We start from the raw sequence: 22735 nt of genomic DNA, 5'->3' as shown, positions 1-22735 counted from the left end.
CCCACTATGCCCCACTAACCGACACTATAAGAAATTTTGGCAATCAGGTCAAATCCGTTTCTTATCTGAAATAAAACACTAAACACTTTAAATTCAATATCTTATATATATAATGATGCATGACATATGGGTTTATTAAGTGTCTCGTTTAGCATTAAATACTATATGTAGTATTATTCATAGTATAAAAATACTATATATAGTATTTTTATACTCAATTACCACCCCTCTCATAAGGAGCTATAATATACAAACAAATTCAATTTTTTTACATTATCTAACAGTCATGAAGCCTCAACTCCCCCTTCCTTCCCCTGATGCACAAGCCTCTTCAGCACACCTGACCAAGCTTATAAAAAACGAAATTGAACAACATCAAAACTGGATACCCTTCTCCCGTTTTATGGAGCTTGCCCTTTACACACCTCAATACGGCTATTACAGCGGAGGCAGCCATAAAATTGGTACGGACGGCGACTTCATTACCGCCCCCACCCTCTCCCCCCTATTCGGACAAACCCTTGCCAAACAACTTGCCGAATTACTGCCGCAAACAGCAGGCAATATCTATGAATTTGGTGCAGGTACAGGTCATCTCGCTGCTACACTCTTGCAAAACCTTTCAGACGACCTGAATCATTACTATATTATTGAGCTATCGGCAGAACTTACAGAGAGACAACGCCAATATATTATTGAACATACCTCCCCAGAAGTAGCCGCCAAAGTCATCCACCTCACCACATTGCCCGAACATTTTGACGGCATCATCATCGGCAACGAAGTATTGGATGCCATGCCGGTGGAACGCTTGATTTATCAAGATGAAGGGTTTCAACAAATCGGCGTTAGCCTAGAGAATGACGAGCTAATCGAAGTCATTAGACTATTAACCCAAGCCGAACTTACGCAAACAGCCGCCTTATACTTCCCTCCCCTTCCCTCATACACAAGCGAGCTGCATCCGGCACAATATGCCTTTATCCAAACCCTGGCCGCCAAATTGCAGCGCGGCGGCATGATATTTATCGACTACGGCTTCGATGCCGCTCAGTATTACCATCCGCAACGCAAGGAAGGCACATTTATCGGCCACTATCGCCACCACACCATCCATGATCCGTTTTTCAATATCGGCCTGACCGATTTGACTGCGCACGTCAACTTCACCGATATCGCACGCGCCGGCACGGAATCAGGTTTGGACTTAATCGGCTACCTGCCCCAATCTTATTTCTTGCTCAATCTCGGCATCACCGATCTGCTGGCACAAATCGGCAGCCCGGATTCGGTTGAATATATCCAAGCCGCAGCAGCAGTACAGAAACTGATACATCAGCACGAAATGGGTGAACTTTTTAAAGTGATCGCTTTTGGCAAAGACATCGATATTGATTGGACAGGCTTTAGCCACGGCGATATTTGCCATAAGCTATAGCCTGACAACTTACTTTTTATTTTTTAAAAACAATAAGAAATAAAAAAAAGCAAAATTAGCGCTTGCCAAATATTCAAAAAAAACTATAATAGCGACTTCACGAAACGGCGAATTAGCTCAGTCGGTTAGAGCAGAGGAATCATAATCCTTGTGTCCGGGGTTCGAGTCCCTGATTCGCCACCAAATTTCGGGGGTATAGCTCAGTTGGTAGAGCGCTTGCATGGCATGCAAGAGGTCAGCGGTTCGATCCCGCTTACCTCCACCACTAAACAAAAAAGCTCTTGTTAAACGCAAGAGCTTTTTTGTTTGGTTTAATTAATAATTAATTGCTCATTAATTTTGCCATTTCAATACCCAATCAATAAAGGCCGTCTGAAACATTTCAGACGCCCTTTTATCTTTTAATTACTTCACAAGCTTCAATACTTTTTTCGGTTTTTCTTCCGTAGATTCAGCTTTTTTATCTTCCGCTGCTGCAGCTTCGACAGAAGCAGGCTGATATGGTTCTACCTCAAACCCCATACCCTCTCCACTTTCGCGGCCAAATATACTGACAATATGACCGACCGGAATCCAAATCTCGTGCGCTACGCCGGAAAAGCGTGCAGAAAAATTGACCCATTCGTTGTCGATATTCAAGTTATGACTGGCGGTAGGACCAATATTTAAAACAATTTCATTGTCGCGCACATACTGCATCGGCACACGGGTATGTTCATTTACCCAAGCTACGATGTGCGGTGTTTGGTTATTATCCAAACACCATTCATACAAAGCACGCAACAAATACGGTTTGGTTGAAGTTGCCATAGATCCGTCCTTTAGCGGCGCATGGCTTTTTCAGCCGGCGTCAATGCTTCAATAAAGGCTTCGCGTTGGAAAATACGCTCGGCGTATTTCAGCAAAGGCGCAGCAGATTTACCCAGTTTGATGTCGTAATAGTCCAAACGCCACAACAGTGGAGATAAGGCAACATCAATCATGGAGAAGTCATCGCCCAAGATGTATTTGTTTTTAGTAAAAGACGGTGCCAACAGTGTCAAACCATTGCCAATGGCTTCACGCGCTTTAGCTTGTTCTTTATTGGTAGATTCAGGGTTTTCCAACACTTGCACCAAGCTGAACAATTCTTTTTCCATGCGGTACAGCACCAAACGGCCGCGACCGCGCATAACAGGATCACCCGGCATCAACTGAGGATGAGGGAAACGCTCATCAATGTATTCGTTGATGATGTTTGATTCGTGCAAAATCAAATCACGCTCAACCAGAACCGGTACTTGGTTATACGGATTCATCAAAGCCAAGTCTTCAGGTTTATTGAACACGTCCACATCTTTGATTTCAAAATCCATGCCTTTTTCGTACAGCACAAAACGGCAACGTTGGCTGAATGGACAAGTAATACCTGAATACAATGTCATCATAATCTTTTACTCCTGATAAATCTTTTCAGACGGCCTTAAGCCTTATAAAAATTCAGACAGAATTATACATAATTTCAAACACTTAATCCAGAAATTTCACATATCACATTGTTTATATTAAGTAATTTTAAAATTTACATTATTTCCGCATAAACTGATTTCACAAACAAAAAAGGCAAACCTGAAACAGGTTTGCCTTTTTGATTCAAAAGAATTAGTGAACGTCTTTCCAGAATTCTTTTTTCAGGAAGTAAGCCAATGGCAGCATTACCGCAAACAGGAATGCCAAAACCATGTAGCCGATGCGGTGGCGTTGCAACTGAGCAGGCTCGCCCATGTACACCAAGTAGTTCACCAAGTCGCGTACATAAGTATCGTACTCTTTTTGGATCACTTTACCGTTAGGCAGGCGACGGCTGTGCAAACCGGTAGATTCCCAATACAGCTTAGGAGTCAGGTTGCCATGCTCGTCTTTAATCATAACAGGCTGACCTTTGGCATCCAACTCAACAGCCTGAACACCTTGTTGTTCCCACAGTGGGTGAGGCATACTCGCACCGGCCAAAACAGTATTGTTCCAACCGGTCGGACGAGTTGGGTCTTTATAGAAGCCGCGCATATAGGCGTACAGGTAGTCTGCACCTTTAGAACGCGCAATCAGGGTCAAATCCGGAGGAGGCGCACCCAACCATTTGGAGGCATCTTTCGGATCCATTGCCGCTACCATGACGTCACCAACGTTGTCTGTTGTGAACATCAGGTTTTTCTTGATTTCATCTTCAGTCAAACCAATATCTTTCAGACGGTTGAAGCGCATACCGCTTGCAGAGTGGCAAGACAAACAGTAGTTTGTAAAGATTTGCGCACCGTGCTGCAGACTGACTTGATCACGCAGGTCGATATCGACTTTTTCGTAGTTTGCATGGCCGCCGCTGGCGACGGCTGCACTCATAGGCACTGCCAGCAATAAGGCAGCAAACCAGTTTTTCAAAGTTTGTTTCATTTTCGCTGCCCTCATCAGATATTGGTTGCAAACAAGTAAGCACCGACAACGGTAATACCGACGTAAACAAAGAACATAATTTTTTGTTTAGTAGTGCTCATGGTTACGCGTTCAGGAACTGGTTTGTTGGTATCCAGTTTGGTATAGAACGGCATACCCAGGAAGAATGCAAAGTAGACGAAAGACAGGATACGTGCAACCAAAGTACGAGTATCAGTTGCTACCATTGCACCCAAAATACCCAAACCGATGAAGGCAATGATGAACAGAACCAACGCAGTTTTGAAGATTGGGCCGCGATAGCGGACAGATTTAACCTCGCCTTTATCCAACCAAGGCAACAAGGCGATCAGGACAACTGCTGCACCCATACCGATTACACCCCATACCTGAGTACCGGCAAAGGAAGGAATCGCACGCAAAATTGCGTAGAACGGAGTGAAGTACCATACCGGCGCAATGTGAGGAGGTGTTTTCAGCGCATTTGCTGCATCGAAGTTTGGCGCTTCCAAGAAGTAGCCGCCGCCTTCAGGTGCAAAGAACAACACAGAACAGAAGACAATCAGGAATACAACGACACCCAAGATGTCTTTAACGGTGTAGTAAGGATGGAATGGGATACCATCGCGTGGAATACCGTTTTCGTCTTTGTTTTTCTTGATTTCAACGCCATCAGGGTTGTTAGAACCCACTTCATGCAGGGCGATGATGTGAGCCACAACCAAGCCGAGCAATACCAAAGGTACTGCGATAACGTGCAGGGCGAAGAAGCGGTTCAAAGTAACGTCGGATACGTTGAAGTCACCGCGGATCCAAGTGGACAAATCAGGACCGATAACAGGGATGGCGGAGAACAGGTTAATAATTACCTGCGCACCCCAGAAGGACATTTGACCCCAAGGCAACAGGTAACCCATAAAGGCTTCTGCCATCAATGCCAAGAAAATCAGGGAACCGAAAATCCACACCAATTCACGAGGTTTTTTGTATGAACCGTAAATCAGACCACGGAACATGTGCAGATAAACGACGATGAAGAAGAAAGATGCGCCGGTGGAGTGCATGTAGCGGATAATCCAGCCGCCGGACACGTCGCGCATGATGTACTCTACTGCGGTAAAGGCAGCAGGCAGGTGGTAGGCGTTTAGGTTGCCGTCCGGTTTGTAGTTCATGGTCAGGAAAATACCGCTGACGATTTGAATTACAAGGACAAGCAGGGCCAAAGAGCCGAAGTAATACCAGAAGTTAAAGTTCTTCGGCGCATAGTATTGAGCCAAATGCTCATTCCACATTTTAGACAGAGGGAAGCGAGCGTCCATCCAGCCTAACAATGCTTTTGCTTTGCTATTGGTTTGGTTTGCCATAATTATCGTTCCTTATTTTTAGTCTTCGCCCACCAAAACAGTTGTATCGCTCAGATATTTGTAAGGCGGTACAACCAAGTTGGTCGGTGCAGGAACACCTTTGTATACTCGGCCTGCAATGTCGAATTTCGAACCGTGGCAAGGGCAGAAGAAACCGCCTTTCCAGTCTGCGCCCAAGTCGGCGGGAGCAATGTCGGGACGGTAAGTCGGAGAGCAACCCAGGTGGGTACAGATACCGATAGCGACGAGGAGGTTCGGCTTGATCGAACGGTGCTCGTTTTTAGCGTATTCCGGTTGCTGATCCACTTCGGAATTAGGATCCGTAACTGCGCCATCCAAACTTTTCAAGTCTTTGAGCTGTTGATCTGTGCGGTTGACCAGCCAAATCGGTTTACCCTGCCATTCGGCAGTCAGCATTTGGCCTGCTTCGATTTTGCTGACATCTACTTCGACAGCAGCACCGGCAGCCTTAGCTTTCTCCGATGGAAAGAAGCTGGCCACGAAAGGCGTAGCTACGCCCAGAGCCGCCACACCGCCTGCACCGCAAGTAGCCAGTGTCAGGAAACGGCGGCGGCCGTTGTTGATTTCTTGATTATCCATTATTCAGTCGTCCTAAATTTTTGGGAATACCGAGCCATTAAACAGCGTAATTCTACCTAGTTTGTTGTAATACTCAAAGCATTATTTAAAATAAGGTAAAGTTTTTATGATATTGCTCAATACTCAGGCAGGGTTGTTTTCATCAAAGTGAACCACTTCGATACCGAATTTTTCTGCCACGGCATCGCCTAAGGCGCGGACGCCGTAACGTTCTGTCGCGTGGTGGCCGGCACTGATAAATGCCACACCCGTTTCGTTGGCAAGATGATATTGCGCTTCGGAAATTTCACCGGTCAGATACGCATCAACACCTTCGTCTGCGGCCGTCTGAAAAAATCCCTGCGCACCGCCGCTACACCAGGCAATGCGTTTGATTTCGCGTTCAAGATCGCCGATAACGGTCGGCTTGCGTCCGAATACCGCCTCAATGCGTTCAGACAACTGCGCCAGCGTTTGCGTGGTTTTCAGGCGGCCTGTATTCAACAGATTTTGCTCGCCGAATTGTTTTTCGAGCACCCAATCGAGTTTCTCGGCCAACTGCGCGTTATTGCCCAATTGCGGGTGCGCATCCAGTGGCAGATGGTAGCCCGCCATATTGATTTGGTGTTGCAGCAAGGTTTCAATGCGTGCTTTTTTCCAACCGGTAATCGTGACAGGCTCGCTTTTCCAAAACATGCCGTGGTGAACCAAAAGCAGATCCGCTCCCTGCGCTACGGCAAAATCGATTGCTGCTTTGCTGGCGGTAACCGAAGTGGCGATTTTAGCAATTTCTTCTTTGCCTTCGACCTGCAGACCGTTGGGCGCATAGTCCTTAAACAGCCCGACCTGCAATGTCTCATCGCACCAAGCCAGAATTTCACGGCGTAAAGCCATATTCCGCTCCTTATATCTATCTTCAAAAACAGCTTCGCATTCTAACCGCAAAATCTGTTTATGCCTCAAATTCTTACATTCCGATTTCAGCAATCATTCCCAACATTAATCATTTGCACATCATCATGAATTATTTTAATATATCCCACCTTACCCACAGGCCGTCTGAAAACACATGGACTCTATTATCGAATTGCGTCATCTCAAAACCTTGCTGGCTTTAGAAGAAACCGGCAGCGTTTCCCTTGCCGCCAAACGGATTTTCCTGACCCAATCTGCCCTGTCGCACCAAATCCGCGCCTTGGAAAATTATTACGAAACGCCGTTGTTTGAACGCAAATCCACACCTTTGCGCTTCACTCCGGCCGGTATGCGCTTATTGCAACTGGCGCGCGAGCTGTTGCCGCAAGTTGCCGCCGCCGAACGTGATTTGGTGCGGATTATTGAAGGCGAAGCCGGCGAACTCAGGCTTGCCGTCGAATGCCACACCTGCTTTGACTGGCTGATGCCTGCCATGGGCGAGTTCCGTCCCTTATGGCCGCAAGTTGAATTGGACATCGTTTCCGGTTTCCAAGCCGATCCGGTCGGGCTGCTGCTGCAACACCGCGCCGACCTTGCCATCGTTTCCGAAGCTGAGCCGCTCAACGGCATCAGCTACCGCCCTCTGTTTGCCTATGAAATGGTCGGCATCTGCGCAGAAGACCATCCGCTTGCCGAGAAAGACGTTTGGGAAGCGGAAGATTTTATCGACGAAACCCTGATTACTTATCCCGTCCCCGACGAAATGCTGGATTTACCAAAAAAAGTGCTGCTGCCCAAAGGCATTAATCCGCCGCGCCGCCACAGCGAACTGACCATTGCCATTATTCAGCTGGTTGCCAGCAAACGCGGCATCGCCACCCTGCCCTACTGGACGGTCATGCCGTACTTGGAGAAAGGCTACGTCGTTCATCGCAAAATCACTTCAGACGGCCTGCAAAGCAAACTTTATGCCGCCATTCGTACGGAAGACGCCAACAAAGGCTATTTGGACAACTTCTGCCAAATCACGCATGACCGCTGTTTTGCCGATTTGCCGGGCTTGAGCGAATTGGAAATGTAAACTTGAAACAATCAAAAGGCCGTCTGAACAATTTTCAGACGGCCTTTTCAATACACAAAAATTTCACTGCTTCTCTTCAGATTCATCCGAACCCAAACATGCCGACAAATCGATTTCAGACGGCCATGTTTTATCAGGCGTAACCCGAATATCGAAATGCTTGCCGCGATAGTCGAAAACCAAACGCCAAGCGTGCAGAAACAGATGTTCCGCCTTATCGCCGCCATACAGCGTATCGCCCAAAATCGGACTACCTATGCTTTTCATGGCCACGCGCAGCTGATGGGTTTTGCCGGTAAACGGTTGCAACACAAACAGGCGCAAACCAGGCTTCAGGCTTTGGCTGCTGAAACGGGTAACAGCAAAATTATCCTCGTCACGCGTCAGTTTCCATGTACCGCGCCGCGAACGCGCCATACCGCCTTTCACCCAGCCCTGCTTTTTCGCCGGCTTGTGCGTACCGAGTGCCAAATAAGTTTTACGCATGGTTTTTTCGGCAAACTGTGCCGACAAAGCCGCTGCGCTGTCGCGGTTTAACGCAAACAGCAACAGGCCGCTGGTGGCTTTATCCAAACGGTGAACCAGCCACACGCGTTCAACGCCGAGCTGCTGCGCCAGCGAAGCGGTCAGGCAAACATCCCCTTCCGATTCGCTCTGCACCGATACGCCGCAAGGCTTATTGATGACCACAAAGTCTTTATGTTCAAAAACAATGTCCCACATTTCAGACGGCCTTCAACACAATACCGTCGCCAAGCAGGGTCAAAATGCCCAGCAGGCAGAACAAGATACACGCAACAATGCGCACTGCTTTGGCCGGAATCTTGCGCATCAGCATTTCGCCCAAATACACTGCAGGCACAGAAGCAATCATCAAACCGGCAATACTGCCGAATACGACCAGCAGGATAGATTGGTATTTTGCTGCTAAAAGAACTGTTGCAATCTGCGTTTTATCGCCGATTTCAGCCAAGAAAAACAGGACGACCGTCGCCGTAAATGCGCCGTATTTCAGCCATTTGCCATCAGGGTCTTCGTCTTTATCCGGCAACAGCAGCCATAATCCGACTGCAATAAAACTGCCGCCGACCACCCATTTCATGACTTCGGGCGAAATAGCAGATGCCAGCCAGACACCGAGTGCGGCTGAAACAAGATGGTTCAACAGGGTTGCAATAAAAATACCGGCAACAATCGCGTTTTTGTGGGCAAAACGTGCTGCCAAAAAGAGCGCCAGCAATTGCGTTTTATCGCCGATTTCGGCAATGGCAACGCCCAGCGTCGAGGAGAAAAAAGCTTCCATGATTTAAGATACTCAACCGAAAAGCGGGCAAACAAAAAGCGCTGTGCATACCGCCCGCAAGGGTATGGACAACGCTTACGTCTTGCCTGTCTTCCGATAAAGCAGAGAAGATACCGCCGCCACGGCCGCACAAGCCGATTATGTTGACAACGGTTTCGGCATTGCGCCGAATGGCTACTCCCGTAAGAGTGAGGCGCGAATTATAAGGCAAACCATGGCTTGAAGCAACAAAAAGAAAAACAAAAGGCCGTCTGAAACCCAATGTAAACATGTTTCAGACGGCCTTTCTACAGCGATTAATTATCGGAGAACAAATCTCCTACTTTTTCCCAAAACGATTTTTTGCGCGGGGTTTGGCTGAGGTCAAGGCCGGAGGAGATTTTTTCAAATTCTTCCAGCAACTCTTTCTGACGGTCGGTCAGGTTAACCGGTGTTTCAACCAAAATGTGGCAGTACAAATCGCCGGTCGAGCTGGAACGCAGAGACTTGATGCCTTTGCCTTTTACGCGCATACGGCGGCCGGTTTGCGTTTCTTTCGGAATGTGCAGTTTGACTTTGCCGTCCAAAGTCGGCACTTCGACTTCGCCGCCCAATGCGGCAATGGCAAAGCTGATCGGCAGTTCGCAATGCAGGTCCAAGCCGTTGCGCTCGAAGATTTTGTGCTGTCTTACGCGGACATTGACGTACAAATCGCCTGCCGGCGCGCCGTGTTGACCCGGCTCGCCCTCGCCGCTCAAGCGGATGCGTTGACCGTCGTCGATGCCTGCCGGAATGTTGACTTCAACCGTTTTGCTGGTTTTGGTGCGGCCTTCGCCACGGCATTTGACGCAAGGATCTTTGATTTCTTTGCCTGTGCCGTGACAAGTCGGACAAGTCTGCTGCATTTGGAAAATGGCTTGGCGGACGTGTACCGTACCTGAGCCGTGACAGGTCGAACAAGTCGATGCGGATGTGCCCGGTTTGGCACCTGAGCCGTGGCAGACATCACATTCTTCGTAAGTCGGAATGTTGATGCGTTTTTTCACGCCTTTGGCGGCTTCTTCAAGCGAAATCTCTATGCCAACCTGCAAGTCCGCGCCGCTGTAATCCGGCTGACGGCCGCCTGCGCTGCCGCCACCGCCGAACATTTGGCTGAAAATATCGGAAAAATCGAAGCCTTGCGCACCACCGAATCCGCCTTGGCCGCCGAAACCGCCAAAGCCACCGAATCCGCCCGCACCTGCGCCCTGTTCAAACGCGGCATGGCCGTATTGGTCGTACATGGTACGTTTTTCCTTGTCAGACAAGGTGTCGTAAGCTTTTTGGACTTCTTTAAATTTTTCTTCCGCTTCTTTGTCGTCAGGGTTGCGGTCTGGATGGTATTTCATTGCCAGCTTGCGGTAGGCTTTTTTGATTTCATCGTCGCTAGCGCTGCGGGCAACACCAAGGGTTTCGTAATAATCTTGGGTACTCATAATTTGATAGTGTTTTGAATAAGTTTGAACTGGGTCGGATATGTGGGCGAAAGGCAAAAAACTCAAGTCGATATTTTTAAGGCCGTCTGAAAATTTTGTTTCAGACGGCCTCCCTCGCCTTGTCAAAGCATGATGATGGCCTTAAAGTGAAAGAAGATTTGACTCTATATCGCTGTTTTGTATTAGAAAGGTTTTCTTCCATGATACAAAAAATTGCTTCCTTTTTATGCCTGATGCTGATGATGACCGCTGCCAGACTTACCGTTAACCGTTTCATACTCAGGCCGTCTGAAACCCTGTTTTCAGACGGCCTTTTGATTGTTTGCGTTCTTCCACGTCAAAACAAACGGGAAACAACAATGCCAAAGCGGTTTGACATGATGTTACGACACAAGCAATCCGCTTCTGAATCCGCTATAATCTGCGTTTGATTTTATTTTCCAACGCCTTTTGTATAAAGCAAAACATCATGCAAGAACAATATCAACCCGCCGCCATCGAGCCTGCGGCGCAGAAAAAATGGGACGACGAGCGTATTTTCAACGTCTCCGAAGACGCTTCCAAACCCAAATACTACTGCCTCTCCATGTTCCCCTACCCCAGCGGCAAGCTGCACATGGGGCATGTACGCAACTACACCATCGGCGACGTATTGAGCCGCTTCAAACTCTTAAACGGCTTCAACGTCATGCAGCCTATGGGTTGGGACGCGTTCGGTATGCCTGCGGAAAACGCGGCGATGAAAAACAACGTCGCCCCTGCCGCATGGACCTACGACAACATCGAATACATGAAAACCCAGCTCAAAAGCTTGGGTTTTGCGATTGACTGGGAACGCGAAGTCGCCACCTGCAAACCCGAATACTACCGCTGGGAACAATGGCTGTTTACCAAGCTGTTTGAAAAAGGCATCGTGTACCGCAAAAACGGCACGGTAAACTGGGACCCTGTTGATCAAACCGTCCTTGCCAACGAGCAAGTCATCGACGGACGCGGCTGGCGTTCAGGCGCGTTGATCGAAAAACGCGAAATCCCGATGTATTACTTCAAAATCACCGATTACGCCGAAGAGCTGCTCAACGATTTGGACAAGCTGGAACACTGGCCGGAACAAGTCAAAACCATGCAGCGCAACTGGATCGGCAAATCACGCGGTATGACCGTGCGCTTCGCTGTTTCAGACGACAGCAAACAGGGCTTGGAAGGCGATTACGCGAAATTCCTGCAAGTTTATACCACCCGTCCCGACACGCTGATGGGCGCGACTTATATCGCCGTTGCCGCCGAGCATCCGCTGGCAACCGCCGCAGCCGCCGACAAACCCGAATTGCAGGCATTTATCGCCGAGTGCAAAGCCGGCTCGGTTGCCGAAGCCGATATGGCGACGATGGAGAAAAAAGGCGTGCCGACCGGCCGCTACGTCGTCAACCCGCTCAACGGCGACAAGCTGGAAGTGTGGATTGCCAACTATGTATTGTGGGGCTACGGCGACGGCGCGGTCATGGCGGTTCCGGCGCACGACGAACGCGATTTCGAATTCGCCACCAAATACAATCTTCCGAAAAAACAAGTCATTGCTGTCGACGACAACGAATTCGACGCAAACCAATGGCAAGAATGGTACGGCGACAAAGAAAACGGTGTATTGGTCAACAGCGGCGACTTGGACGGCATGAATTTTCAGACGGCCTTCGACGCCATCGCCACCAAGCTGCAAAGCCAAGACGCAGGCGAACCGAAAACCCAATACCGCCTGCGCGACTGGGGTATTTCCCGTCAACGCTACTGGGGCTGCCCAATTCCTATCATCCATTGCGAAAAATGCGGCGACGTTCCCGTCCCTGCCGACCAACTGCCGGTCGTTTTGCCTGAAAACGTCGTACCCGACGGCATGGGTTCGCCGCTGGCAAAAATGCCAGAGTTTTACGAAACCACCTGCCCATGCTGCGGCGGCGCGGCGAAACGCGAAACCGACACCATGGACACCTTCATGGAATCGAGCTGGTATTTCTTCCGCTATATGTCGCCCAAGTTCGCAGAAGGCATGGTATCAGCAGAAGCCGCAAAATACTGGGGCGCGGTCGACCAATACATCGGCGGTATCGAACACGCGATTCTGCACCTCTTGTACGCGCGTTTCTTCACCAAACTGATGCGTGACGAAGGCTTGGTCAATGTTGACGAACCATTTGAACGCCTACTGACGCAAGGCATGGTCGTCTGCGAAACCTACTACCGCGAAAACGCCAACGGCAGCAAAGACTGGATCAACCCCGCCGATGTCGAGCTGACTTTCGACGACAAAGGCCGCCCTGTTTCCGCCATCCTCAAAGCCGACGGTCTGCCCGTCGTCATCAGCGGCACGGAAAAAATGTCCAAATCCAAAAACAACGGCGTCGATCCGCAAGAACTGATTAACGCCTACGGTGCGGACACCGCCCGCCTGTTCATGATGTTTGCCGCACCGCCCGAACAGTCCCTCGAATGGAGCGACAGCGGCGTCGAAGGCGCACACCGCTTCCTGCGTCGTCTGTGGCGTACCGTTTACGAATACCTGAAGCAAGGCGAAGCAGTCAAAGCGTTCGCAGGCAACCAAGACGGTTTGTCTAAAGAACTCAAAGACCTGCGCCACAAACTGCATTCCACCATCGCCAAAGTCAGCGACGACTACGGCCGCCGCCAGCAGTTCAACACCGCCATCGCCGCCGTGATGGAATTGCTCAACCAATATGACAAAACCGACACCGACGGCGAACAAGGCCGCGCCGTCGCCCAAGAAGTATTGGAAACCGCCGTACGCCTGCTGTGGCCGATTGTGCCGCACATCTGCGAAACCCTGTGGAGCGAATTGAACGGCGCAAAACTGTGGGAAGCAGGCTGGCCGACAGTCGATGAAGCCGCCTTGGTCAAATCCGAAATCGAAGTGATGGTTCAAGTCAACGGCAAACTGCGCGGCAAAATCACCGTTGCCGCCGACGCATCCAAAGCCGACCTCGAAGCCGCCGCCCTTGCCAACGAAGGCGCAGTGAAATTCATGGAAGGCAAGCCTGCGAAGAAAATCATCGTCGTTCCGGGCAGACTGGTGAACATCGTGGTGTAAAGCTGATTCGACATTAATTGCTGTAATTAGGAAAGGTCGTCTGAAAACTTGGAAACAGGGTTTTCAGACGACCTTTTTAAGGTAGATTGAGCTGTCTACATTACAGACCTCAAATAACTTAAATCTCAAAATCCTAAAAAAGTTCCCTTAGCCTGCACAACAAGATAATTTCGAAATATCTTTATCGAACGTAAGTGCAACTAATTTTAGCCCTTCAGCCATTGTTAAATATGGTGCTAGGGTTTCTGTTAAATCTTCTATCGTTAAGCCAAATTTAACAGCTAATGATGCTGCATAGATGACATCTCCTGCATTTTCAGATACAATATGAACCCCTAATACTTTTAGTGTTTCTGCATCTGCTACTAGTTTAAATACACCGGTTGTTTCACGGTTTACAATTGCTCTTGGAACAGCATCTAAAGGTAATACAGATGTCTTCACATCATACCCTTTCTCTTTTGCTTGTTCTTCTGTTAAACCAACCGTTGCAACCGTCGGATTCGTAAACGTAACAGCAGGAACTACCGATAAATCTATTTTTTTGTTTAATCCACCAATAGCATTATCAGTAATAATTCCACCTTCATAGGCTGCTACATATACAAATTGTGGTCCTAAAGTCACATCTCCTGCTGCATAAATCTTTTCATTACTTGTTTGACCAAAATCATTGATCAGGATTTCATTATTTTTTCCAGTTTCAACACCTGCTGCACTTAAATTTAAAGAATCCGTATTTGGTTTTCTTCCAGTGGCAACAAGTAACTGATCTGATTCAATGACTTCTCTACTGCCATTTACTGTTACGTAAACCCTTTTTATCTCTCCACTTTGTTCAACACGCTCAAAAGTTGCCCCTTTGACAAGGTTTATACCCTGTTCAATTAACGCTTTTTCAACTGACTCTGAAATCTCAGGATCATACTCCTTTAAAAGTCGCTCACTTCTTTGCATAAGCGTTATTTCTGAACCTAAATGATGAAATAGTTGTCCAAGCTCCATTCCAATGTATCCTGAACCAATTACAGTTAATCGTTTTGGTATTTTCTTTAACTCAAGAAGTGTTGTACTAGTTAAATAGTCCATTTTTTCAAGTCCTGAAATTTGGGGCAACGAAGGCGATGCACCTGTTGCAATTAAAAAGCGTTTTGCAGATAACTTTGCCCCATTGACCTCAACCGTACTAGCATCAACGAATTTTGCTTCACCTTTAATTAAATCAAAATTATATTCATCAATTAAATCCATATATTTTTGATTCCGAAGTTCGCTCACCAATTTATCCTTTTGCGTGATTAAACTAGCTAAATCCACTTCTCCAGCGGATGTTTGTAAACCTATAAACGGATTGTCTTTTGATAAATGATTGATTTCCCCTGCCCTAAGAAGAGTTTTTGACGGAACACAGCCAATATTCACACAGGTTCCCCCAACCGTTCCACGCTCAATCATTCCAACTTTTGCACCGTATTCTATAGCTTTAATTGCCGAAGAAAAGGCAGCAGCACCAGAACCAATAATAAGAAGGTCATAATTGTCTTCATTAATTAACGCCACGTTTTCTAGTGATGATACTTCTTCAATTTCTCCGGCTTGGTAATTTGCTTCATCAATCGCCTTTATTGCACTTTCAACCTCAATATCATCGGGCAGTTCAAATACTGCTTCACCACGACGATAACTAGACTCAATATTTTTAGCACCTATCTTTTCAAGTGCTGATTCTACGTGTTTTTCACAACCCGTACATGTCATTCCTGAAATGTTTACCTTAAATTTATTCATAAAAAAGCTCCTTTCGTTAATTAATCTCTCATGTTAATGTTTCTATTATTGGACACGAATGTAATTGCTTTTCATCTGGACATCGTTGTTTTAAGTCGTCTAACATAGTTTCAATTCGTTTTAAATCCTCTATTTGTTTTTGCACTTCCTTTTGTTTTTTAGAAACAAATTCGAACATATCTTGACAACGAACTTCATCTTTATCTACAACACCAAGTAATTTATAAATCTCGCTTAAAGAGAAACCAAGTTCCTGTATTCGTTTAATAAACCCAACACGCTTAACGTCATCATATGAATATATCCGATAACCAGCTTCCGTTCGGTGAGGTTCTTGTAATAAATTTTTTCGCTCGTAATATCTGATCGTTTCTTTATTAACTCCACATTTATCTGCAAACTCACTAATGCGATAAATCATCTTATTTCACCCCCTGAATATTATAAACCATGTACCATAGTACACGGTCAAGTAAATTGGACTATTTTATTTTTTTCCCAAAGTATCACTCGTATGTGATTGATACTTTTATATAATACTATTGATTATCCTAACATCCCACCAGAAAATCCGATTTAAACACCAGTTGTTTTTAAACTATTAAGAAAGTAATTCCACTATATATTCCGAAGACCCAAAAAACCATACGAATCAGTTAGATTCATTATCACAGTTCCCGTCATTAACATAGCCCTTAAAAGTTCAGGCAAAGAAATATCTAATGCGCTAGCCAAACGAATAAGATTTAATAGGGCGGGGTTACGCTCTCCACGTTCTATCATTCCGATATAAGTCCGGTACATATTCACTTTTTCAGCCAATGCTTCCTGACTTAAATCCTGGAGTTGTCTTAAATAACGAACATGTTTGCCAAATTGTTTTAAAATTTCTGATTTCATGATGACTATTCTTAATGTTTGCAAATTAAATTCCACATACAATAAGTATCAACTTTAGTTCTAATACAAAAGGCCGTCTGAAACCCTATATTCAGGTTTCAGACGGCCTTTTTAACTGCCCGATTTTATTCGCCGTAGTAGGCTTTGGTCAGGATTTCTTCCATATCGGCCACCATGGCGAGGCGTGGGTTGGCCGGGGTGCATTGGTCTTCAAAAGACATCATGGCCAGCTCTTTTCTGCCGTCGAGGAAGGTTTTCTCATCGATGCCCTGCTCTTTCAACGACATTTTGATGCCGACGTTGACCGCCAGTTCGTGGCAGGCGCGGGCGAAGGATTCGACACCTTCTACCGGTGTGCTGCATGGCAAGCCTAAAGTACGGGCGATTTCTTGATATTTCAGGTCGGCTTTGTAGTAGTTGTACTTCGGCCAAGTGGCGGTTTTCTGCGGACGCGTACCGTTGTAGCGGATGACGTGCGGCAGCAGGATGGCGTTGGCACGACCGTGCGGAACGTGATATTTGCCGCCGATTTTGTGTGCCATCGAGTGGTTGATACCCAAGAACGCATTGGCAAACGCCATGCCTGCGATGGTGGAGGCATTGTGCATATGCTCGCGCGCTTCGGGATCAGCCGCACCGTGTTTGTAGGAGCGTTCGAGGTATTGGAACACGAGCTTGATGGCTTGCAGGGCGAGGCCGTCTGTAAAATCGTTCGCCAGTACGGAAACGTATGCTTCTACGGCGTGAGTCAGTACGTCCAAACCGGTGTCGGCGGTTACGCCTGCCGGAACGGTCATGGTAAACGCAGGATCGACAATCGAAATGGTCGGTGTCAGCGAGTAGTCGGCAATCGGATATTTTTTGTCGCCATCGCTGATGACGGTAAACGGTGTCACTTCGGAGCCTGTGCCCGATGTGGTAGGGATGCCGATAAATTTGGCTTTGCGGCCCAATTCAGGGAAGCGGAACGCGCGTTTTCGGATGTCCATGAATTTTTGCACCAAGTCTTCAAAATCGACTTGCGGCTGCTCGTAGAAGAGCCACATGGCTTTAGCCGCGTCCATCGGCGAGCCGCCGCCCAGCGCGATAATGGTGTCGGGCTGGAAGCTGCGCATCAAATCCGTGCCTTTATAGACGGTTTGGACGCTCGGATCGGCTTCAACATCGGTAAACAGCTGGATGGTCACTTTGTTTTTGCGTTGATGCAGTTGGTGGGTGATTTTATCGACAAAGCCCAGATCAACCATCGAACGGTCGGTCACAATCATGACTTTTTCGCAGTCTTTCATGTCTTGCAGATATTGGATGGAATCTCGTTCAAAATAGATTTTGGCGGGCACTTTGAACCATTGCATGTTGTTTCTCCGACGGCCTACTTTTTTGATGTTTAACAGATTGACTGCGCTGACGTTGCCGCCGACGGCGTTTTTACCGTAAGAGCCGCAACCGAGGGTCAGAGAAGGCAGGAAGGCGTTGTACACGTCGCCGATGCCGCCGAAGGTGGAAGGCGAATTCCAAATCACGCGTAGGGCTTTGACGCGGGAGCCGAACGTTTTGACCAATTCTTCGTTAGCGGTATGGATGGCGGCGGAGTGTCCCAAGCCGTCAAAGGCAACCATTTCTTCGGCGAACTTCAAACCTTGTTCGGTCGAATCCGCCTTAATCATGGCCAAAACAGGCGAAAGTTTTTCGCGGGTCAGCGGCTCGTTCGGGCCGACTTCTCGGCATTCGGCGATGATGATGTTGGTTTTTTCAGGTACTTTAAACCCGGCCTGCTCAGCAATCCATGTTGCCGGTTTGCCCACTACCGCAGAATTGAGTTTCGCACCGCCGCAGCTGACGCAATTCGCCGTTACGCCGAAGATAAACTCTTCAAGCATGGCTTTTTCTTTTTTGTTGGCAAAGTACACGCCGTAGGATTTGAATTCTTCGGCCAACTCTTTGTAAATCTCTTTATCGGCAATCACCGCTTGCTCGCTGGCGCACACCATGCCGTTGTCGAAAGATTTCGACATCACAATATCGTGTGCTACCTGTTTGATGTCCGCCGTTTTTTCAACATAAGCAGGTACGTTGCCCGCCCCGACGCCGAGCGCAGGTTTGCCGCAAGAATACGCGGCTTCCACCATCGCATTGCCGCCTGTCGCCAAAATCGTTGCCACGCCCGGATGCTTCATCAGCGCGGAAGTGCCTTCCATAGACGGCTTTTCAATCCACTGGATACAGTTTTCCGGCGCACCGGCCGCAATCGCCGCATCGCGCACGATACGCGCTGCATGGGCGGAACACTGCTGGGCGGACGGATGGAACGAGAAAATAATCGGATTGCGGGTTTTCAGCGCAATCAAGGATTTGAAAATGGTGGTGGAGGTCGGATTGGTGGTCGGCACGATACCGCAAACCACGCCGACCGGATCGGCAATTTCAGTAATACCGGTTACATCGTTTTCGCTGATGACGCCTACGGTTTTCAAATCGCGCAGGCGGCGCACGACGTTTTCGCAGGCAAACAGGTTTTTCGTCGCCTTATCTTCAAACACGCCGCGTCCCGTTTCTTCCACCGCGTGCATGGCGAGCACACCATGTTTGTCCAGCGCGGCGATAGAGGCTTTGGCCACAATAAAGTCAATCTGCTCCTGATCGAGCTTAAGAAACTCGTCCAATGCCCGTAAACCCTTGTCAACCAGGCTGTTTACCTCGGCTACGGCTGGGCTGACGACGTTGTCGGCTGATGCGTTCATGGTGTATCTCCTTAATAAAAGGTGGCAATAAGGTCAATAAATTTTCACTACAATAACTATAGGTAATTTAGTTACATTTTGCTTTGACCTACATCACAAACCATGATTGAACTTTTCAGACGGCCATTTTATCGTTTATTCATTTTAATTCTTTGAAGTATAATATTTTTATCTACACAAAAACAAAGACGGTTATTCTTCGTCGCTTTCCTCGATAATTAAGATAAAAACAGAAAATCGATGTATTAAAATTACAAACTCAAATAAACAAAGGCCGTCTGAAAATATTTTTCAGACGGCCTTTTTTGCTTTACCGTTTATTGGCTAATGTCTTCCAGCGTACGGCCTTTGGTTTCCTCACCCAATACCAAGATTACCGCCACAATCAGCAGCATAACCAGCGCAAACATCATAAAGATATTGCCAAAGCCGCCGCTGTTGCCCACCATCGCCGCCACCACCATGGGGGCGAGTATGCCGCCTACGCGGCCGATGGCGCCTGCCCAGCCAGATGCGAAAGCACGGAAGCGCAAGGGGTAGAGTTCGGGGGTGTAGGTGTACAAAACGCCCCATGCGCCTAAGTTGAAGAAGGACATCAGGCTGCCCCAAACCATGACTTCGGCGGCAGTTGTGCTTTGCCCGAAAAACCATGCGCACACAGCGCAAGCGGCCAGAAAGCCTGCCAGCGTTGCTTTGCGGCCGATTCTTTCCACCAAAGCCGCGGCGGCAATATAGCCGGGCAGTTGCGCAACAATCATCACCAGCACATATTCAAAGGTTTTGACCACAGTATTGCCCTGCTCGACCAGCAATTTGGGCAACCAAGTGAAAATGCCGTAATACGAAAACACGATGCCGAACCAAACCAGCCACAACATCAGCGTGCGCCGTGCAAACGGATGTTGCCAAAGCTGAACGAAGCGGATGCGTTCGCGCGGGGCGGCCGGTGCGGCAACGACTTCTGTCGGCGGCGTGATGCCCGATTGGATTTCCAGCGCGGATACCAAACGGTGCGCTTCGTTGGTTTTGCCACGGGAAAGCAGGTAAGGCACGGATTCGGGAACGAATTTCAACACCAACGGCACATAAAACAGGGGCAAGGCGCCGAATAAAAACGCGCTGTGCCAGCCGGTTTGCGGAATAAAGAAATAAGACACCAGCGCGGCTGAGAGCCAGCCCAAGCCCCAAAAGCTTTCCAGCAACACAATAAAACGGCCGCGTACTTTCGGCGGCGCATATTCGCTGACCAGCGACACGGCGACGGGCAGTTGGCCACCCAAACCGATGCCGACAAAAAAGCGGCACACCAGCAAAACCGTCAAATCAGGCGCAAGCGCGCACAAACCTGTGGCAATGCTGTACACCACCATCGTGCCGGCAAAAACGGTTCTCCGTCCGAACCTATCTGCCAGCCAGCCGCTGAATACTGCGCCCAAAGCCATGCCGACAAAGGCAATGCTGACAATCCAACCCAACTGCGCCGGAGCCAGCGCCCAATCTTTGCCCAAAGCCGGCAATACAAACGATACCAAACCGGTATCCATGGCATCAAACAGCCAGCCTATTCCGACCAAGACCAGAAGTTTGTAATGAAAGTGGGAAGGCGGCAGATTGTGCAGCCGCGTCAGAATATCCATAGTTTCTTTCCTTTGTTTGTATGATTGAATTGGGTTTTAGCAATAAATGCTTTAATTTCAGTGACAAACCTGAAACCGAGACATTGTGTCGATTTTAACATTGGTACCATATGCAAAGAATAGGAAGCACGTGTTTTTTAGATATTTTTATCGCCAGAACCGTACGCCCTATTAAAACTCTGAATAAGGGTTCACGGCAGGCCGTCTGAAACCGATGGTCTGTTTTTCAGACGGCCTGCCGTTTTTTGCAAAGGCTTCATGCTTGGGTTATGATGTTTATTTGTAATATGTAAACAGATGATTGCCTGTTTTTACATAACAGGCCGTCTGAACAACGGAGAACGATATGAATGCGGTTGTAATTGCGGTCATCATCATGCTTGTGCTGTCTTTATCGCGCGTGCATGTGGTACTCAGCTTGGCTGTCGGCGCGTTTGTCGGCGGCTTGGTGGCCGGTATGCCTTTGGAGAATGTAACCAACGCGGCCGGCGATGTGGTGCAGCAAGGGATTATTCCTGTTTTTAACGAAGGTCTGAAAGGCGGGGCGCAAATCGCGCTGTCTTATGCCATGCTCGGCGCGTTTGCCATGGCCATCACGCATTCCGGTCTGCCGCAACAGCTCGCCGGCGTGATTATCCGCAAGCTCAACGGCGGCGAAGGCAATGCGAAAGGCGAAGGCGCGGTCAAATGGCTGCTGCTGGCGATTATTTTGTGCATGGGCGTGATGAGCCAAAACGTTGTGCCGATTCATATTGCGTTTATCCCGATGATTATTCCGCCGCTGCTGTTGGTGTTCAACCGTTTGAAACTCGACCGCCGCTTGGTGGCCTGCGTGATTACGTTTGGCTTGGTAACGACTTATATGTTCCTGCCTTACGGTTTCGGCGCCATCTTCTTGAACGACATCATGTTGGGCAATATCCGCTCGGCAGGCATGGACACCAGCGGCATCAATGTGATGCACGCAATGGCAATTCCGGCTTTGGGCATGGTTTCCGGCTTGCTGCTGGCCTTTTTGCACTACCGCAAACCGCGCACTTATCAAAACAATACCACTGACACGGAAGACAATCGTGCGGCAGTGCAACAACAAGAGCCGTCAACCTATCGCAGCTTGGTGGCGGCCGTGGCGATTGCCGTGTGTTTTGCCATTCAGCTTTTGTATGATGGTTCGCTGGTATTGGGCGCTATGTTGGGCTTTGCCGTGTTTATGATGTTGGGCGTGATGAACCGCTCCGCCGCCAGCGATGTGTTCGGCGAAGGCATCAAAATGATGGCGATGGTCGGCTTTATTATGATTGCGGCGCAAGGTTTCGCCGCCGTAATGAACGCAACCGGCGAGATTCAGCCTTTGGTCGAACGCAGCATGGCTTTGTTCGGCGGCAATAAAGGCATGGCCGCATTGACCATGTTGTGCGTCGGCTTGCTGGTAACCATGGGCATCGGCTCGTCTTTCTCCACCTTGCCGATTATTACCGCGATTTATGTGCCTTTGTGCATCAGCTTGGGCTTCTCCCCAATGGCTACCGTGGCCATTGTCGGCACGGCAGGCGCGCTGGGTGATGCAGGCTCCCCTGCTTCCGACTCAACGCTCGGTCCGACCATGGGTCTGAACGCCGACGGTCAACACGACCACATCCGCGATTCAGTTATCCCGACTTTTATCCACTACAATATCCCGCTGATGGCTGCCGGCTGGATTGCCGCGATGGTGCTGTAATATGAGCGATATTCAGGAATTGGAATACCGCGTCACAGAGCTGGAAATTCAGACGGCCTTGCAGGAAGATTTAATCGGCAGTCTGAACGACACCATCGCCAAGATGCAGCAGGCTTTGGATTTGCAGCAAGGCCAGTTGCGGCTTCTGTATCAACGGATGCAGGACAAAGGTGCAAACGGCGAACGCGAACCGTACAGCCTGCGCGACGAGATTCCGCCGCATTATTGATAACCTAAAAAAGGGCGTGTTTGATATATGCCCTTTTCTTTCATAACAAAGGCCGT

19 protein-coding genes and 2 tRNA genes are annotated in these 22735 nt (G+C 48.4%); 7 read left to right on the top strand and 14 right to left on the bottom strand.

Annotation, left to right across the window (positions count from 1 at the left end):
* Positions 1-286: 286 nt before the first annotated feature.
* From ACTHSN_RS05480 to ACTHSN_RS05470, 3 genes are all read left to right on the top strand, one after another.
* Positions 287-1438 carry a class I SAM-dependent methyltransferase gene (locus ACTHSN_RS05480; protein ID WP_070459582.1) on the top strand — a complete coding sequence of 384 codons (1152 nt, stop codon included), beginning with the start codon at positions 287-289 and terminating at the stop codon, positions 1436-1438.
* Between the two features lie 106 nt (positions 1439-1544).
* Positions 1545-1621: transfer RNA gene (locus tag ACTHSN_RS05475), tRNA-Met, on the top strand.
* A 6-nt stretch (positions 1622-1627) separates the two neighbouring features.
* Positions 1628-1703 (top strand) — tRNA-Ala (locus tag ACTHSN_RS05470).
* Between the two features lie 140 nt (positions 1704-1843).
* On the opposite strand, the gene ACTHSN_RS05465 is transcribed toward ACTHSN_RS05470, so the two are convergent.
* From ACTHSN_RS05465 to ACTHSN_RS05440, 6 genes are all read right to left on the bottom strand, one after another.
* Positions 1844-2248, bottom strand: a complete 405-nt coding sequence (locus ACTHSN_RS05465; protein WP_070459585.1) for a ClpXP protease specificity-enhancing factor — start codon at positions 2246-2248, stop codon at positions 1844-1846.
* An 11-nt stretch (positions 2249-2259) separates the two neighbouring features.
* Positions 2260-2865, bottom strand: coding sequence for a glutathione S-transferase N-terminal domain-containing protein (locus ACTHSN_RS05460; protein ID WP_039861850.1), 606 nt, complete (start codon positions 2863-2865; stop codon positions 2260-2262).
* Between the two features lie 214 nt (positions 2866-3079).
* On the bottom strand, positions 3080-3868 hold the full coding sequence (locus ACTHSN_RS05455) for a cytochrome c1 (RefSeq protein WP_070824152.1): 789 nt from the start codon (positions 3866-3868) through the stop codon (positions 3080-3082).
* A gap of 14 nt (positions 3869-3882) precedes the next feature.
* Complete coding sequence (locus ACTHSN_RS05450; protein WP_003681866.1) at positions 3883-5232, bottom strand: cytochrome b; 1350 nt, start codon at positions 5230-5232, stop codon at positions 3883-3885.
* Between the two features lie 18 nt (positions 5233-5250).
* Positions 5251-5832, bottom strand: a complete 582-nt coding sequence (gene petA / locus ACTHSN_RS05445; protein ID WP_003685865.1) for a ubiquinol-cytochrome c reductase iron-sulfur subunit — start codon at positions 5830-5832, stop codon at positions 5251-5253.
* Between the two features lie 123 nt (positions 5833-5955).
* Positions 5956-6705: a Nif3-like dinuclear metal center hexameric protein gene (locus ACTHSN_RS05440; protein ID WP_070585199.1), complete on the bottom strand. Its 750-nt coding sequence runs from the start codon at positions 6703-6705 to the stop codon at positions 5956-5958.
* Between the two features lie 175 nt (positions 6706-6880).
* Here ACTHSN_RS05440 and ACTHSN_RS05435 point away from each other — a divergent pair, with 175 nt between their 5' ends.
* Complete coding sequence (locus tag ACTHSN_RS05435; RefSeq protein ID WP_107868009.1) at positions 6881-7807, top strand: LysR family transcriptional regulator; 927 nt, start codon at positions 6881-6883, stop codon at positions 7805-7807.
* 63 nt (positions 7808-7870) lie between these two features.
* Here the strand turns inward: ACTHSN_RS05435 and ACTHSN_RS05430 are convergent, their stop codons facing one another.
* From ACTHSN_RS05430 to dnaJ, 3 genes are all read right to left on the bottom strand, one after another.
* Complete coding sequence (locus ACTHSN_RS05430) at positions 7871-8530, bottom strand: TIGR01621 family pseudouridine synthase (protein WP_440365150.1); 660 nt, start codon at positions 8528-8530, stop codon at positions 7871-7873.
* Between the two features lies 1 nt (position 8531).
* Entirely contained in the window at positions 8532-9110 is a 579-nt protein-coding gene (locus ACTHSN_RS05425; protein WP_101756040.1) for a TMEM165/GDT1 family protein, read from the bottom strand.
* Between the two features lie 296 nt (positions 9111-9406).
* The gene (gene dnaJ / locus ACTHSN_RS05420; RefSeq protein ID WP_107868007.1) at positions 9407-10564 is read right to left on the bottom strand and encodes a molecular chaperone DnaJ; all 1158 of its coding nucleotides are present in this window, start codon (positions 10562-10564) and stop codon (positions 9407-9409) included.
* A gap of 469 nt (positions 10565-11033) precedes the next feature.
* On the opposite strand from dnaJ, the gene leuS reads away from it, so the two are divergent.
* A complete protein-coding gene (leuS, locus tag ACTHSN_RS05415) occupies positions 11034-13664 on the top strand; it encodes a leucine--tRNA ligase (RefSeq protein ID WP_440365149.1) in 2631 nt (876 codons plus the stop codon).
* A 147-nt stretch (positions 13665-13811) separates the two neighbouring features.
* Here leuS and merA read toward each other — a convergent pair whose 3' ends face one another.
* The 5 genes from merA to ACTHSN_RS05390 form a co-directional block, all read right to left on the bottom strand.
* Positions 13812-15452, bottom strand: a complete 1641-nt coding sequence (gene merA / locus ACTHSN_RS05410; RefSeq protein ID WP_001031935.1) for a mercury(II) reductase — start codon at positions 15450-15452, stop codon at positions 13812-13814.
* A gap of 28 nt (positions 15453-15480) precedes the next feature.
* Positions 15481-15873, bottom strand: a complete 393-nt coding sequence (merR, locus tag ACTHSN_RS05405) for an Hg(II)-responsive transcriptional regulator (RefSeq protein WP_001863748.1) — start codon at positions 15871-15873, stop codon at positions 15481-15483.
* Between the two features lie 197 nt (positions 15874-16070).
* Positions 16071-16352, bottom strand: a complete 282-nt coding sequence (locus tag ACTHSN_RS05400; protein WP_070459603.1) for a helix-turn-helix domain-containing protein — start codon at positions 16350-16352, stop codon at positions 16071-16073.
* 125 nt (positions 16353-16477) lie between these two features.
* Positions 16478-19093: a bifunctional acetaldehyde-CoA/alcohol dehydrogenase gene (gene adhE / locus ACTHSN_RS05395; RefSeq protein ID WP_070459607.1), complete on the bottom strand. Its 2616-nt coding sequence runs from the start codon at positions 19091-19093 to the stop codon at positions 16478-16480.
* A gap of 317 nt (positions 19094-19410) precedes the next feature.
* Positions 19411-20730 (bottom strand): MFS transporter, encoded by a 1320-nt coding sequence (locus ACTHSN_RS05390; protein WP_440365148.1) that lies wholly within the window; start codon positions 20728-20730, stop codon positions 19411-19413.
* 346 nt (positions 20731-21076) lie between these two features.
* On the opposite strand from ACTHSN_RS05390, the gene ACTHSN_RS05385 reads away from it, so the two are divergent.
* Both ACTHSN_RS05385 and ACTHSN_RS05380 read left to right on the top strand, forming a co-directional pair.
* Complete coding sequence (locus ACTHSN_RS05385) at positions 21077-22450, top strand: Na+/H+ antiporter family protein (protein ID WP_440365147.1); 1374 nt, start codon at positions 21077-21079, stop codon at positions 22448-22450.
* 1 nt (position 22451) lies between these two features.
* Positions 22452-22679, top strand: coding sequence for a SlyX family protein (locus ACTHSN_RS05380; RefSeq protein WP_107857877.1), 228 nt, complete (start codon positions 22452-22454; stop codon positions 22677-22679).
* The last annotated feature ends 56 nt before the right edge of the window (positions 22680-22735 follow it).

Source organism: Neisseria sp. P0009.S010, assembly GCF_051958545.1.
GTDB classification, from domain to species: Bacteria; Pseudomonadota; Gammaproteobacteria; order Burkholderiales; family Neisseriaceae; genus Neisseria; species Neisseria subflava_A.
This window is presented reverse-complemented; position numbering and strand designations above follow the sequence as displayed.